Source organism: Capnocytophaga canimorsus, assembly GCF_002302565.1.
In the GTDB taxonomy this organism is placed as follows: domain Bacteria; phylum Bacteroidota; class Bacteroidia; order Flavobacteriales; family Flavobacteriaceae; genus Capnocytophaga; species Capnocytophaga canimorsus.
Genome location: NZ_CP022382.1, coordinates 919,491 through 934,400, shown reverse-complemented (window position 1 = coordinate 934,400; position 14,910 = coordinate 919,491). Strand labels below are relative to the sequence as shown.

Below are 14,910 nucleotides of genomic sequence, written 5' to 3'. Positions count from 1 at the left end.
GTTTATAATTAAATTGTTTAAAATTTGTTATGCTTTATGGCGTTCTCTTTCTTTCAAGCGAAGTTTTAATAGCCCAAATACTCCAATAGCTGCGATGCTCAGCACTGATATTTCCATAAGCGTATCAGCACCACGGAAATCCACCAAAATAACATTAACGATATTTTTTCCGTGAGCTAATAAATAAGAATTTTCAGCATAGAAATTAGTTACTTCGGTGTTTTTAGGAGTGGTCAATGCCTCCAAAGCAATTAAGGTAATTACTCCACCAAAGGCTAAAGATAAAACACCTTGAATGATACTTCGTTTGTAATTGAAAATTTTCAGATACGGAGGCAATTTATACAATACCAATACAAATAAAACTACTGTTAAGGTGTCGATAGAGAATTGGGTCATCGCTAGGTCAGGTGCGCTGTAAATCATAAAGGTCATACAAATAGAAAAACCAATAACACTCATTGCAACCAAAGCTACCAAACGCGATTTTGAAAATACGGTAAACCCAATCCCGATAACCATCATCGTTAAAAAGATAACTTCATATAAGGTAATTTCATTGAAATTGATTTCAGAAAATCGGAAAGAAAGACGTGTTAAAGACGCGTACCCAAGCAAAAGCGTCGCTGCCAAAATCATAAAAAATACGTAACGGCGTAAAAATCCGTTTTGTAACAATAATGTTAATTTTGTAGAAAGCCCACCAAAGGCTTTACTTGCTTTTTCAATGATACTTTGAGGCGAAATCTTTTCAAATTTTCCAATAAAAATCTCTTTGTTTTGAGTAGGTTTTATAAAGTAATACACAGTAAGCCCTAAGCCTATGGTTAAAGCACTCAAAAGCAATACCAAATTAAATCCGTGCCAAAGTGCCAAATGAATTTCCGAGTCTTTTCCCAATGTTTTTAGAGTAGGTATAGCTATGGTACCTTCCAAAAGGAAAGGGAATAGTCCAAAAACTAAACATAGTGCGGATAAAATCAGGGGCGGAATCCACATTGTGGGGCTAGGCAGATGCACTTTTGCAAAAGATGTGGGTAATTTTCCAGCAAAAGGTTTAATACCAGCGACAAATCCGGCGTATAAAAGCAATAGGTTGGTAACCACTGCCAAAATAGTAAGTATTGTAGGAATATAAGGTGCATTAAGTGTGGCTTCATAAACCAAATCTTTTCCTAAAAAGCCGAAAGATGGCGGAATTCCTGCATTGGAAATAGCTGCCAATAGCCCAGCAATCGCTACAGGCATCAGCACTTTTCGTAAGCCTGAAAGTATCGTTACATCGCGGGTTCCGGTTTCGTGGTCGATAATTCCAGTAACCAAGAATAGGGTTGCTTTGTAAGTGGCGTGTACCAAGATGAATAGTGTTGCTGCTAATAGTGCTTGTTGAGTACCTAAACCTATCAAGAAAGTTAAAATTCCTAATGCCGATATGGTCGAATAGGCTAAAATTCCTTTTAAATCGGTGCGAAATAGCGTATGTATAGCTGCGTAAAGCATTGTAATTCCACCGATAATAATAAGAGAATGATTCCAAAGAGAAGTTTCGCCCAAAACAGGAGTCATTCTTAAAAGCAGATAAATTCCTGCCTTTACCATAGTTGCTGAGTGCAAATAGGTAGAAACTGGTGTTGGGGCTTTCATCGCGCCAGGTAACCAAAAATGAAACGGGAATTGTGCCGATTTAGTAAAAGCAGCCAAGAAAAATAAAACCACAATAAGGCTATACCAAATATTTTCGCGTATTATCTCTTTCGAGGCAAGAATCTCGGCAAAGCTGTAACTTCCTGCAATTTGCCCCATAATTACGATACCAGCAAAAAGGAGTAAGCCTCCAATACCAGTTACCGATAGCGCTGTAATGGCAGATTTTCGGGAGGATTTTTGGTCATTATTAAAACCAATTAAGAAGAAAGAACTGATACTTGTAATCTCCCAAAAGATAAACATCGTTATCAAATTATCAGAAAGAACCACACCCAGCATCGCAGCCATAAAAACGCCTAAGTATCCATAAAATCTATCTAAAAACTGATGATTCTTTAAATATGATGAGGTGTAAAGAAAAACCAAAGCCCCAATGCCAGTAATCATTAACGAGAAAAGTAAGGAAAGCCCGTCAAGAGTGAAACTCAAATCTACTCCAAAGGCAGGAACCCACGATTGTCTTTGATAAATGATTGCTCCATTACTTATTTGTGGGATAAAACTCAGAAAATAAATAAATAGCCCCAAAGGTAGTAAAAAGGGCAGAAGAGCTCCTTTTTTCTTAATGAAATTTCCGAATATTAACAGGGAAGATGAAAATATAAGTCCTGATAGAATTGCAATTAACATATTGGTATGCCTATTTTTTAGCTTAAAAAATGAATTTATGGGTCTCTTTTTAATGAAAAAGTCGCTCACAAAGGTAATAAAAAACCTTTAAAATGGGGCTTTTTAGCATTCTTTTTTTAAATACATAACAATAATATAACATTTTTTTTAATCATTTGTTGGTAATGACACGCTCAATGATACCTTAAACACTTATTCTTTTGAAATAAAATACGTAAAAAAATCGAAAATAAGGAGGTAATACTTTAAAAAACGTTTGCCTTACCCTATTTGGCAATTCTGTAAAAAATAAATACATTTGCTCCTTAGTACGATATACCAAAAGGTTCAATAAAATGGCTTCCAAAAAACAGAAAACCACTCCTAAAAAAACAGAAAATAGCGAGAATAAATCCAAACAACGACGACTTGTTTTGGGGATGTTGTTGTTGTTTTTGGCTGTGGTTTTGACCGTAGCGTTTGTGTCATATTTTTTTACTTGGCAGGCAGACCAAAGTATATGGAATACTTTGGGTGACCGAAACGTATCGGCACAAAATTGGATGAGTAAAATTGGGGCTTTTTTGGGGCATACTTTTGTGTATAAGGGTTTCGGATTAGCAATGTTTATTCCTGTTTCTCTGCTGGCTCTCACGGGGCTTAAATTTATTTTTAATTTGAGAAAACCGTTGATTAACAAATGGTTTTGGGGGACGCTTTGGATGATTTATATTTCCGTGAATTTCGGTTTTCTTCACTCTAAAAACGCTATTTTAGGGGGCGTGTCGGGCTTTGAAATCAATCGTTTTTTGCAAGATTATTTGGGAGTTGTCGGAACAATGTTACTTTCGCTTTTTACTTTATTTATTTTTTTGGTGTTTAACGCTGAGTTAACCCCTGAAAAAGTTGCTCAAATTTGGGATAAAATCACCAGTAAATTGCGTAACGCCAAGCAACAAATACAAAATAAATCCTCCGCTGAAAACGTTTCCTCTAAGGAAGATGAAGATATCGTTATAAAAGAGGCAAATCCACCTCGTGTTGATGTGTTTACTCATAGAACTGAGATTCCGCATTTGCAAGAAGATAAAGAAGAAGCACAAGATTTGCCTGATGAAAATTTTCAAATTACCAATCCAATTTCTGAAGATGTTGAAGAAATTGTTGAATTTCAGGTAGAAAAACAAAAAGAAGAAGAAATTGACCCAGAGGTTCTGGCGCAAAAATTGGTTGAAAATTTCGGAGAGTATGACCCTACCCTTGATTTGAGTTCTTATAGATTTCCGAGCATAGAGTTACTCAATGAACCTAAAGAAGTAGGCATCGTAATCAATCAAGAAGAGTTGGAAGAGAACAAAAATACCATTGTTCAAACGCTAAAGCATTATAAAATAGATATTTCACAAATTAAGGCAACCATTGGACCTACGGTGACTCTTTATGAAATAGTACCAGCGGCTGGGGTTCGCATCTCTAAAATTAAAAACTTGGAAGATGATATTGCATTGTCGTTAGCAGCTCTTGGCATACGTATCATTGCTCCAATACCAGGTAAAGGAACTATCGGAATTGAGGTGCCCAATAAAAAACCCAATGCCGTTTATATGCGTACAATGATTGCCTCACCCAAGTTTCAAAAAGCTGAAATGGATTTACCTATTGCTTTAGGAAAAACCATTAGTAATGAGACTTATGTGGTAGATTTAGCCAAAATGCCGCACCTACTTATGGCAGGGGCAACAGGGCAGGGGAAATCGGTGGGGCTCAATGTAGTACTTACTTCTCTCTTGTATAAAAAACATCCTGCCGAAGTTAAGTTTGTATTGGTTGACCCTAAAAAGGTAGAACTCACTCTTTTTAATAAGATTGAAAGGCATTATTTGGCAAAACTTCCTGATAGTGAAGAGGCTATAATTACTGACAATACCAAAGTTATCAATACCTTAAATTCACTCTGTATCGAAATGGACAATCGGTATGAGTTACTCAAAAATGCTTTTGTCCGCAATATTAAGGAATACAACACCAAGTTTAAGGCGCGTCAGTTAAACCCTAATGAGGGACATCGATTTTTGCCTTATATCGTACTTGTGGTAGATGAGTTTGCTGATTTAATTATGACAGCAGGGAAGGAAGTAGAAATGCCCATCGCTCGTTTGGCACAATTAGCACGAGCTATTGGTATTCATTTGATTATAGCCACGCAACGTCCGTCAGTAAACGTAATTACAGGGATTATTAAAGCAAACTTTCCAGCGCGTGTTGCCTTTCGAGTAACTTCTAAAATTGACTCCAGGACAATTCTAGATGCGCAAGGAGCCGATCAACTCATCGGACGCGGTGATATGCTTTATACTCAAGGAAATGAAGCAGTTCGTATTCAATGTGCTTTTGTGGATACCCCTGAAATTATGCGTATCACCGATTATATTGGCGCTCAAAAAGCCTACCCTGATGCTTACTTATTGCCTGAATATGTAGGAAGCGAAGGCGAGTCAATGGACTTAGATTTTGACCCTTCTGAAAGAGATGCGCTCTTCCGTGAGGCTGCTGAAATCATCGTCAATGCTCAACAAGGTTCGGCATCGTTATTGCAACGGAAACTTAAATTGGGGTACAATAGAGCAGGAAGGCTTATTGACCAAATGGAGGCAGCCGGTATTGTAGGTCCGTTTGAGGGCAGTAAAGCAAGGCAGGTACTTGTGTCGGATATAGCTACTTTAGATCGATTATTAAACAATCAATAAAAAATTGGAATAGTTATTGCTTTAATAAAGGCAGAAAATAAAAATATTTTATAAAAACGAATCAATATGAAAAAGATACTATTGTTAATATCTCTAATTATAACTACGTTAACTCAAGCTCAGCAGAGTGAAAAAGCCAAAGCTTTACTTGATGAGGTTTATAAAAAAGTAACATCATACGACAATATCGTGATTGATTTTAAGTACAATTTAGATAATGTCGCTGAAAATGTGTATCAAGAAACCAAGGGCAATGTTACGATGGCAAAAAACAAATACGTGCTTAATTATTTAGGAGCAACACGTATATACGATGGAGATAAAACCTATACTATAGTTCCTGAAAATGAGGAGGTTGTTATTGAGTCCACTAAAGAAGATGAAATGGCTTTAACTCCTTCGCAGATGCTTACGTTCTACAAAAAAGGATATTCCTATAAGTGGGATATTGAGCAAAACTTGCGTGGCAGAAAAATTCAGTATGTGGAGCTTAAGCCGACTAAAGCCAATTCCGAGGTAAAACAAATTTTATTGGGTATTGATGTACAGACTAAGCATATCTACAACTTGATTGAGGTAGGTAAAAACAATACCAAAACAACCATTACTATACAAGCCTTTAAAACTAATCAGCCCATTTCCGAAAATATTTTCAAATTTGATAAAGCAAAATATAAAAAAGAAGGATACTATATTTCAGAACTATAAAAGATAAGCTTTGAGAATTTTAGACCGATACATTCTGACCCAATTCTTCAAGAATTTTTTTGGAGCATTGTTTATACTTATTCTGATATTTATATTTCATACCATTTGGCTTTTTATTGATGAATTGGCAGGTAGAGGGTTGGAATTGTGGATTATCGGAAAATTCATTCTTTACTACATTCCGCAGTTAATCCCCATTATTTTACCCCTTACGGTGGTGCTTTCTTCCATTATGACTTTCGGAGCTTTTGCGGAAAATTATGAATTTGCAGCAATGAAAGCCTCTGGAGTGTCTTTGCTTCGAGCAATGCGTCCGTTAATTTTATTTATGCTCTTTCTTAGCGGATTTACATTTTTCTTAGCCAATAATGTGATTCCTGTAGCCCACGCCGAAGTTTCTAATTTACGCCGAAATATTGCCCGAGTAAAGCCTGCAATGGCTATTGCCGAAGGTGTTTTTTCAGATATTGGTGATGAATTAAGTATAAGAGTAGCAAAGAAATCGGGTAAAAATGACGAATTTTTGGAAGATGTTATCATTCATAAAAAATCACCCGACAAGGTAAATCGTACGGTTATCAATGCTCAACGAGGTGAACTCAAAAACGATAAAGATACCGATTTTTTACAGCTAATACTTTATGATGGAACGTATTACGAAGATATATATACCACTAATTACAGACAGCAGCAAAAATATCCTTTCGCTAAAGTAAAATTTGACCGTTATGTGATGAATATGGATTTGTCGCACCTCAATAAAGTCGATTTTAATGAAAAAAGTGGTATCAATACCTATAAAATGATGACCGTGGGGCAATTAAGCTACACGGTGGATTCGTTGAAAACGTATTTCAAGGATAATCTTACTGACTATGGAAATAGTCAATACCGCAGAACAGGTGTTTTAGGGTTGGATTTTGCTACCAAGCCCGATTTGTTACTTGATGATGAAAACATCAAGCCTGATGACCAAAACAAAGTTGAAAAAACTCAAGAAATAACCCCAAAGCTCACTTTGGATAGTATCTTTGCTAAAATCGACCCTAGCAGAAAGCTACAAGTGTACGAAACAGCTCTGATGCAACACAAAAACTTTGTAGAAAGTACCACTTATAAAACAGATGATATCAATTACCATAACAAAATGATAAATCTTCATTTGTTAACCCTGAGTGATAAATATGCACTAACTATGGCGTGTTTGGTATTGTTTTTTGTTGCGGCACCGCTTGGGGCTTTTATTCGAAAAGGAGGGATAGGGTTGCCACTGGTAGCATCAATGGTGCTGTTTTTGTCTTACTACTTTATTGGGCTTTTTTCCAAAAATGTATCGGAAAACGGAACTATAAATCCGTTGTTTGCCCCTTGGATACCTACGCTGATTTTGTTGCCTTTAGGGATATATCTTACCACTCGAGTAACTACCGACAAAGGGCTTTTTCAGTTTGAACGTATTAAGGATTTTTTTCAGCAAATCACTCAAAAAAAGCAAAGAAAAAAGTCGGCTTCTCGTTAAAAATTACATTTGTTTATTTTCTTAAAAAATGATAAATTTGGTACGTACTAAAATTGTTCATATATGGGAAAATATACCACAGCCGAAGAGGCTTTAAAAGTGATTAAAAGTAATGATTACGTATATGTTCACGGAGGAGCGGCCGTTCCTTCACATTTGGTGGAAGCCTTAACAGCCCGAGCCCCAGAGCTTCGCGGAGTTACTATTTGCCACATTCATACCGAAGGTGACGCCCCTTATGCCGATCCAAAATATCGAGATAGTTTTTATGTAAATTCATTTTTTTTGGCTAAAAACGTTAGGCATACATTGGTTGCAGGAAATGGCTCTTATACGCCTATTTTTTTGAGCGATTTGCCTTTGCTTTTCAGTAGGAATATAATGCCTCTTGATGTGGCTTTGATACAAGTTTCGCCACCTGATATTCACGGATATTGTACAATGGGGGTTTCCGTAGAGGCGTGCAAATCGGCGCTGAAAAATGCAAAAATTGTTATTGCTCAGGTCAATGAGCATATGCCTCGTGTTTTCGGTGATGGAATTCTTCACGTAAAAGAAATCGACTATTTAGTGCCTTTTAATGCCCCTATACACACCGAAAAGGCAAAAGAACCCAATCCGATAGAAAATAAAATAGGCAGTTTTATTGCTGAACTAATTGAAGATGGAAGCACCATACAAATGGGAATTGGCTCTATACCCAATGCGGCGCTTTCTAAAATGGGGCATTTGAAGGACTTAGGTATTCATACCGAACTGCTCACCGATGGTGTACTTAATTTGATAGAAAGTGGCGTGATTAACTGCTCACAAAAAGCAGTGAATAAAGGTAAAGCTGTTGCAACTTTTATGTTGGGGTCACAACGATTGTATGATTTTGCTCACGACAATCCGTTTATAGAGCTACGTGAGGCTTCATTTACTAATGATACAGCGGTAATCCGTCGAAATCGAAAAATGATTTCTATCAATTCTGCCATTGAAGTAGATGTGACAGGGCAGGTTTGTGCTGACTCCATCGGGACGAGGCTTTATTCAGGAGTAGGGGGGCAGATGGACTTTGTTCGGGGAGCCTCCTTGAGCGAAGGCGGAAAAGCCATCATTGCACTTCCCTCTCAAACTAAAGACGGAATCAGTAGAATAACGCCTTTTCTAAAGGAAGGCGCTGGAGTAGTAACCACACGCTCACACGTGCAGTATGTGATTACTGAATACGGTGTGGCGCACTTGTTTGGTAAAACCTTACACCAACGCATAAAGGCACTAATCAGTATTGCGCATCCTAATCATCAGGAACATTTGGAGCGTTCCTATTACGAACGTTTAAAATAGAAAAGAAAAAAGGAATGCCCATAAAGCATTCCTTTAATTTTTGTCTTTATTTTTGGGGTTATTTTTCCAATGCAATCAAAGCTGTGGCGTAATCAGGCTCATTTTTGGTCTCCGCAACTTGTTCGGCGTGGATAATTTTCCCTGCTTCGTCTAAAACAAGAATGCTTCTGGATAGCAATCCTTTAAGCGGACCATCGGTAAACGTAATCGGATAATTTTTGCCAAAATCATTTCGGAAATCGGAAAGCATAACCAGATTATCAATACCCTCAGCAGCGCAGAAGCGCCCCAAAGCAAAGGGCAAATCTTTAGAAATACATAAAATCTTTACATTTTCAAGTGTACTTGCCTCTTTATGGAATTTTCGTACCGAAGCGGCACAAACGCCAGTGTCAATACTCGGAAAAATGTTTAGAATTACTTTGCTACCTTGAAAATCCTGTAAGGATACCTCTGATAAATCAATACTAACGCTACTAAAATTAGGGGCAACTGTGCCTCTTTGAGGTAGATCTCCTTGGGTGTTGAATGGGCTTCCGCCCAATGTTACTACTGCCATTGTTATTCTTTTTATGGGTTTTGTGCAAAGTTAATCAAATTTATTTATCGGAAACGATATAACTCGAAACCAACCAATGGTTCTGTTGTTCCCCTACATTGGTAGTCGCCGGAATTTTTATCTCTAACGTATGCTTTCCTTTAAGCAGGTTACCCAAAGAAGCTTTCTCTGGCGAGACCAAACTTCCAGGGCACCAATTGGAACGGGACAAATCAGATGAAGCCAAGCGCTCTTCAATGACTTTTTCTACACGCTGAAAGTTTTCATTGTACACCGAGGCGGTATCCTGCTTAGTCCACACCCCTGAAGAGGGATTAAAACGACGAAAAGAAGCACAATCATCGCGCCAAGGAATGAAATCCATTACCTTTTTGCCATTGAAAATGACGGTATTGTTGATTTTGATAAATTCATCGCCTCCGCTATGTCCGCCGTGCCCAGTGGTAATGTAGTAGAGTTCAGCATTTTTCAAGCCTTTGTTGAGTGTAATTTCGTGAGAGAGTGAAGTTTTGGAGAAAAGGTCAGGGATTTTTTGTCCGTTAACGTAATAAAGGGTGTTTACCAAAGGAGTTACTACTTTTTTAGGACGTTCGCGCCCAGAGTAGGTCAGTGAAACATCAACAAGATAACCTTTATCTGTCCAAGTATCAATCCACACGCCAATGTAGAACGTACCCGTTAGTAGTGATTCTAACTGTGAAACGTCTTCCTTCCAAACTACCTTGTCTTCCCATTTGGGGATATATACAGGACGAGAGCGTTTTATGCGCGGATTTTTTTCTTCATCGCTAAAATACCCAACACCAAAAGGGGTCATAAAGCGTAGCACTTCAATGGGCAAATCGTACGTGGGTGTAGCTTTAATGCCGTGATAATCGTTATTGACACCACTTTCCGAAGGCAATTTTTTTGTTCCTTGCCCCACTTGAATGACGTTGATTATATCTTCATTTTTAAACACGAAACAAGATCCCGATTTATCCCAAGGGTCACCATTGGAACGCAAAGTAATTTCAATAGATACATCTGTTCCTTTTTTATACTGAGGTACGTGCACCTTTTTGATTAGTAAACGACCACTTTGTAAACGGATAACATCAGCAGGAGCGGTAGATTTATCCGAGAAATTGATTAACGCATCTTTAAAGATACTTACCGTTTTGGGGTTTTGAGCATTCACCCATACAGTTAGTAATGAAAAGGTTAAAAGTAGTAGATTTTTCATTGTAAAATATTTTTGAAATTTTAAAGTTATAAAACGCGAGGTCAAAGTTACAACTTTAAAGTGTAAATGCTTCTATTTTTGTGGTGTTTGTTAGTGTTTTTTTAGTTATTTGACATTAAACACTACTCGAAATCCCATATTATGGCGTGTATTTTCGGTTTGCGTACTTCGGTTAGCAACGCGACAAGCCGATTTTGGGCAAAAAGCACTTGCTCCGTGACGCAGATATTGTTTTCCTGTGGTTTGTTGTGGATTGGTCTGAGGCGCTGTTGTGTAGGTTCGTAGCCAATAATCGGCGGTGAACTCCCATACATTGCCACTCATATCATAAATCCCCAGTTCGTTAGGTTTTTTCTCACCCACATTGTGTATTCTGCCTCCTGAGTTTTCATTATACCAGCCTACTTTATTCAGATCGTTACTTCCTGAAAAGATGTATCCTTTACTTTTTTTGCCTCCTTTGGCGGCATATTCCCATTGGGCTTCGGTAGGTAACTGTCCGCCTGCCCATTGAGCAAAGGCTTTAGCGCCACTCCACGTAACGCGTACTACGGGCATTTTCTCTTTGCCTTGACGAGCTTCAAAGGTTTTTCCTTTCTGTATAATATCCGAACCTTGATACCACTTCCCCAATTGGTCTTGTTTATTACCTTTTTGGGTTAAAAACTCGGCGAATTGCTTATTGGTGATTTCATATTTGGTAATTTTAAAGCTATTAAGAGTAACCTTATGCTGTGGTTGCTCAATGGCTTTGCCTACACCTTTAGGGCTTCCCATATCAAAGGTACCTCCTTCAACAAAGATGAGTTCTTCTTGTGCAATTTTGATATTATTAGGCTGTGCAGTTTCTGTTTTTGTTGGGATTTCTTCCTTTATTTCAGATTTTTCGCTTTCTTTTGGGGTACTATCGTCTTTTTTACTGCAACTGATGAGTAAAAATGTGCTCATTATCAGTGTTACAACTACTTTTGAAGTAGTAAGCCTAACAAAGATGGAGGTATTAAGCTGGGGGAGTGTTGTTTTTTTCATTTTTTGTTGGATTTTATAATTATAGACCAAATCTACAAAGCAAAAATACAATATTTGGCGAAATAGAGTTGATATAATTTTTATATTTTCATTATGCGTCGTGAAAGTGTGTATAAAATAAGTTTATAATATACTGACTATGTAATCAAAATTAACTTCTTACTGAGAAAATAGCCGTAATGTTCTTTGTGTTAGCTTACTTTTTTACAACTTCAACTTCTACCTCTTCCACATCATAGGTAGAAACCAAAATATCGACATTTTCAATGACAGAACTTTCTGCCAAAACAGAACTAAAAATACTTTTCATATGAGCTATTTGAGTACCTTGTTTTGTTTTTATTAAAAATAATAATGCGCATTGACTATATATTTTTTCAATGGTTACGGGAGCAAGGTTTGCAAGTTCATAAGTAATGGTAACTTTTGAATTATCTTTTTTGTCTGACACTTCCAAAACTTTCACTTTTAGCAATTCACATACTGAGGGGGGCGGCGGTGGCGGTGCAGTACTTTCGTCGGTTGGGTAAGGAGCAAGACGCATCGTAGAGCAACCTACAAAAAGCAATAAAGCAAAGTTAATTAACCAAAAGTAACAGGATTTTTTTGATTGTATTTTCATCATAAACAAAATTAGGGGCTTCTTTTTTATTAGGTTTATAAATTGCCAATTTATAATATTGACTTACCGCAGGGTGCAACAAAACATCTATATCTTTGCTATGAATTTTTTTGAAATCTTGACTATAAAATAATTCAAAATAGATTTTTTTGTATTCCTTGTGATATTTCTGATATAATTCAAAATTATTTTCTCTGTTTAATGCCTCTGAATTGGTAAGCATATATGCCAAATAGTCCAAATAAGGTATTTTTTTTATGTCTTTCCCTTGATATTTAAAGAACTGACGATATAACTGGGCTATTTTTTCTTTAGCAGTTCCTTTTTCGATATAAGCAAACATCCAGTTTATTGTAAAATCAACTATTTTTTTAGAAGCTTCGATTCTTTCGGAGTCTTCGCCGATAAAGGCAGAACGCTCGTACGAAGTGATAAGCTCTTTATTATATAAATCGCCATAAAAAGCTTTTAAATAATGTAAAGCCTCAGCGATTTGTACTTTTTCTTCATCTGAGAAAATAGATACATCAAAAACACTAATGGCTTCGATATTTTTATTGACTTCTGCCGTTAGGCTTAGATATGTTTTATCAAAACTCAAGTAAAAATCCCTGAGAGGATATACGTCCTTAGCTTTTACATCGTCCATAAAACGCTCGTCATTGAAAGTTTCAGCGTATTTTGAGAGACTACTCAGAAAATCATACGAAGCATCAATTGATAAAAGCTTTGAAATAAGTTCTACCTTTTTCTCTTTGAGTTCAAAATCAGGTAGTTCTTCTTGAGCGAAGTTTTCGGTTAATTTCGTAGTGTTGATGATTTCAATATTGGTAAAATCTTGGCTATTACTGAAATCAACACCACTGAAATTTCTCACACTTCCAATTTTTTCATAAGGTAACCTATTGGCTATGATGGTTTCAATGTTTCGTTTTGGGTAAGACTCATTGTTTTTATAGTCTGCCAAATCTGCTTTTTCTTTATACATCAATGCTTTAGAATAATTCCCTAAAAAGAAGTAACTTGCAGCGATATTTTTCATCAATGCCCAATAGATACGTTTTTGTTTTTTGTTTGTAAAGCTGTATTTCGAGGCTGTTTCTTCCCAAAAATCAATTTTTGCAAGAAGCGTTTTACTATCTAACTGCTGTTTATCAAATAACGCAATGGTTTCTTGAACCGATTGGGTGATTTCATCTAGTTCCTTATCTTCGAACGAATACAAAAAATAAGAAACGGGCATTAAAGCAAAATCAAAATCACGACGCAATTGGTGTACAAAATCTTCGGTTAGTTTCTTAAAAGTTTCGTCATACCGCATACGAAAGTTTTTGTCATTGTAAAGCACTTCGTCCATAACGACCTTTGTAAAGTCTTCTTTGTTTAGAGATAATGTTTTCGATAAAACATTTCGCTTATGAGTTGAAATAAAATCATAAACTATCTCCTTTTCTTTTTTTACAACGCAATGAAAATCGGCTCGCATTACTACCTTTCCTGAGGTTTCGTTAGGGTTGTAATTTCTGTCAAATTCCGTTTCGTAGCCACATTGCACGAGCTTTATTTGCAATACGTAATTTGCATCTTTGGGTTTTACGATTTGTAACGACCGAAAATTAAGCTGTCGCAGTACAAAAAAATCAATGTTACATCGCTGTGGAACCGCCTCATCACTAACAATCGCAATTTCTGTATCATCAATGTAGTATTTAGGATATTCCCAAACGGAAAAACGCAAAACGTGTTGCTTAGGCTTTTGAGTAAAACCCAAATTCACGGAAAAGGCAATCAAAATCAATAAAACAAATCGCATTACCAAAAGTTTTTTTGTGTAAAAATAGAAAATAAATGATTGAAACAATCGTTTAACGAATATATTTTCAAAAAGTCAAAAGAAAACCTCGCTCCAAAAGTGAATTTGACGAGGTTTGTTTCACTATTTGTTTACCATTATTGTTAATCCGTAATTTATTTGGATATGATTTACCTAATTCAGTAGCGGGAGACGTATTCTTCTATGCTTTCTTGCGTCTACCACTGATGGCAGCGTTGATGGTATTGATTATTTGTGCCACTGTGTCGGCGAAGTGAGTAAATGCTTGGGGATTGACGAAACTTGCCGAAGTTAGATACGGAATCAGTCCGATGTTGATTTGTTTTAAAAGTTGCTTTTTAAGGTCGGCAGATTTAGGGCGTTTGCTCTGTGTTGCGAGGTTTTTGTCGTGAATTAAACGCTTTTGGTCAAAATCAGCCTGAGCCGTTTTAAGGGCTTCGATGGTGGAAGCGATGCCTTCGAGTGCCGAAATGTCGGTTTGTAGCGTAGGTTCGGCGAGGTCTTTCAGTAGTGATTCGATATGTGCCGACTCCACCGCATAGCTTTCGCGAGTAATTCTTACGCCATATTTGGAAAACACCGCGTAGAGCCTTTCGCCCGATTTGCGAAGGTTTTCCACCGGAATGTTAGCATAACTTTTCAGATATTTTTCGAGCTGACGCACCAATTCATCACGCACATCATCGGCTTTATCCACCTCCGAAAGGATTTTGTCACTTTTGATGGCTTGTGAAAGGGCTTCGGCGAGGGGTTCAATCTGTGCGAATACAGGTTTTAGTATGGGGTCGTTTGCCAATGCCGTTTCGCTTTTATAGAGCATCACCAATTGCTTGGCGGTATCTGCCATTTCAGTGATGCGGACGGAAGGTTTTAAGATTTTTAACATAACTAATTTTGTTTTTAAGATTTGTACTGATGTTACAAAGCTATGTAATTTGTTTTTAATAATCAATGATTTAGATTTATTTTAACATTTCAAAAAAACAAAATGAATTTATGCTTAAAGCGTTTTATATAAA

11 protein-coding genes are annotated in these 14,910 nt (G+C 36.9%); 4 read left to right on the top strand and 7 right to left on the bottom strand.

Going from position 1 to position 14,910, the window contains the following annotated elements; translation table 11 throughout:
* Positions 1-27: 27 nt before the first annotated feature.
* Positions 28-2,337, bottom strand: coding sequence for a putative monovalent cation/H+ antiporter subunit A (locus CGC47_RS04045; protein ID WP_095900024.1), 2,310 nt, complete (start codon positions 2,335-2,337; stop codon positions 28-30).
* A 335-nt stretch (positions 2,338-2,672) separates the two neighbouring features.
* Here CGC47_RS04045 and CGC47_RS04040 point away from each other — a divergent pair, with 335 nt between their 5' ends.
* From CGC47_RS04040 to CGC47_RS04025, 4 genes are all read left to right on the top strand, one after another.
* Positions 2,673-5,063 carry a DNA translocase FtsK gene (locus tag CGC47_RS04040; protein WP_095900023.1) on the top strand — a complete coding sequence of 797 codons (2,391 nt, stop codon included), beginning with the start codon at positions 2,673-2,675 and terminating at the stop codon, positions 5,061-5,063.
* Positions 5,064-5,129: 66 nt separating this feature from the next.
* Positions 5,130-5,771, top strand: a complete 642-nt coding sequence (locus CGC47_RS04035; protein WP_095900022.1) for a LolA family protein — start codon at positions 5,130-5,132, stop codon at positions 5,769-5,771.
* 10 nt (positions 5,772-5,781) lie between these two features.
* Positions 5,782-7,290 (top strand): LptF/LptG family permease, encoded by a 1,509-nt coding sequence (locus CGC47_RS04030; RefSeq protein ID WP_095900021.1) that lies wholly within the window; start codon positions 5,782-5,784, stop codon positions 7,288-7,290.
* Between the two features lie 63 nt (positions 7,291-7,353).
* The gene (locus CGC47_RS04025; protein ID WP_013997748.1) at positions 7,354-8,622 is read left to right on the top strand and encodes an acetyl-CoA hydrolase/transferase family protein; all 1,269 of its coding nucleotides are present in this window, start codon (positions 7,354-7,356) and stop codon (positions 8,620-8,622) included.
* Positions 8,623-8,680: 58 nt separating this feature from the next.
* Here CGC47_RS04025 and tpx read toward each other — a convergent pair whose 3' ends face one another.
* The 6 genes from tpx to CGC47_RS03995 form a co-directional block, all read right to left on the bottom strand.
* A complete protein-coding gene (gene tpx, locus CGC47_RS04020) occupies positions 8,681-9,181 on the bottom strand; it encodes a thiol peroxidase (RefSeq protein WP_042001638.1) in 501 nt (166 codons plus the stop codon).
* A gap of 40 nt (positions 9,182-9,221) precedes the next feature.
* Positions 9,222-10,406 (bottom strand): PNGase F N-terminal domain-containing protein, encoded by a 1,185-nt coding sequence (locus tag CGC47_RS04015; RefSeq protein ID WP_095900020.1) that lies wholly within the window; start codon positions 10,404-10,406, stop codon positions 9,222-9,224.
* Positions 10,407-10,511: 105 nt separating this feature from the next.
* Positions 10,512-11,435: a formylglycine-generating enzyme family protein gene (locus CGC47_RS04010; RefSeq protein WP_052456177.1), complete on the bottom strand. Its 924-nt coding sequence runs from the start codon at positions 11,433-11,435 to the stop codon at positions 10,512-10,514.
* Between the two features lie 196 nt (positions 11,436-11,631).
* Positions 11,632-12,003, bottom strand: coding sequence for a hypothetical protein (locus CGC47_RS04005; protein ID WP_156124840.1), 372 nt, complete (start codon positions 12,001-12,003; stop codon positions 11,632-11,634).
* 10 nt (positions 12,004-12,013) lie between these two features.
* Entirely contained in the window at positions 12,014-13,870 is a 1,857-nt protein-coding gene (locus tag CGC47_RS04000; protein WP_095900018.1) for a hypothetical protein, read from the bottom strand.
* A gap of 202 nt (positions 13,871-14,072) precedes the next feature.
* Positions 14,073-14,777, bottom strand: coding sequence for a DUF6261 family protein (locus tag CGC47_RS03995; RefSeq protein WP_042001646.1), 705 nt, complete (start codon positions 14,775-14,777; stop codon positions 14,073-14,075).
* Positions 14,778-14,910 lie beyond the last annotated feature (133 nt).

Bases quoted from the DNA above. Each gene is read 5' to 3' on its own strand.
- CGC47_RS04025 (WP_013997748.1), top strand. From the start codon at position 7,354: ATGGGAAAATATACCACAGCCGAAGAGGCTTTAAAAGTGATTAAAAGT.
- CGC47_RS04045 (WP_095900024.1), bottom strand. From the start codon at position 2,337: ATGTTAATTGCAATTCTATCAGGACTTATATTTTCATCTTCCCTGTTA.
- CGC47_RS04040 (WP_095900023.1), top strand. From the start codon at position 2,673: ATGGCTTCCAAAAAACAGAAAACCACTCCTAAAAAAACAGAAAATAGC.
- CGC47_RS03995 (WP_042001646.1), bottom strand. From the start codon at position 14,777: ATGTTAAAAATCTTAAAACCTTCCGTCCGCATCACTGAAATGGCAGAT.
- CGC47_RS04010 (WP_052456177.1), bottom strand. From the start codon at position 11,435: ATGAAAAAAACAACACTCCCCCAGCTTAATACCTCCATCTTTGTTAGG.
- CGC47_RS04000 (WP_095900018.1), bottom strand. From the start codon at position 13,870: ATGCGATTTGTTTTATTGATTTTGATTGCCTTTTCCGTGAATTTGGGT.
- tpx (WP_042001638.1), bottom strand. From the start codon at position 9,181: ATGGCAGTAGTAACATTGGGCGGAAGCCCATTCAACACCCAAGGAGAT.
- CGC47_RS04015 (WP_095900020.1), bottom strand. From the start codon at position 10,406: ATGAAAAATCTACTACTTTTAACCTTTTCATTACTAACTGTATGGGTG.
- CGC47_RS04035 (WP_095900022.1), top strand. From the start codon at position 5,130: ATGAAAAAGATACTATTGTTAATATCTCTAATTATAACTACGTTAACT.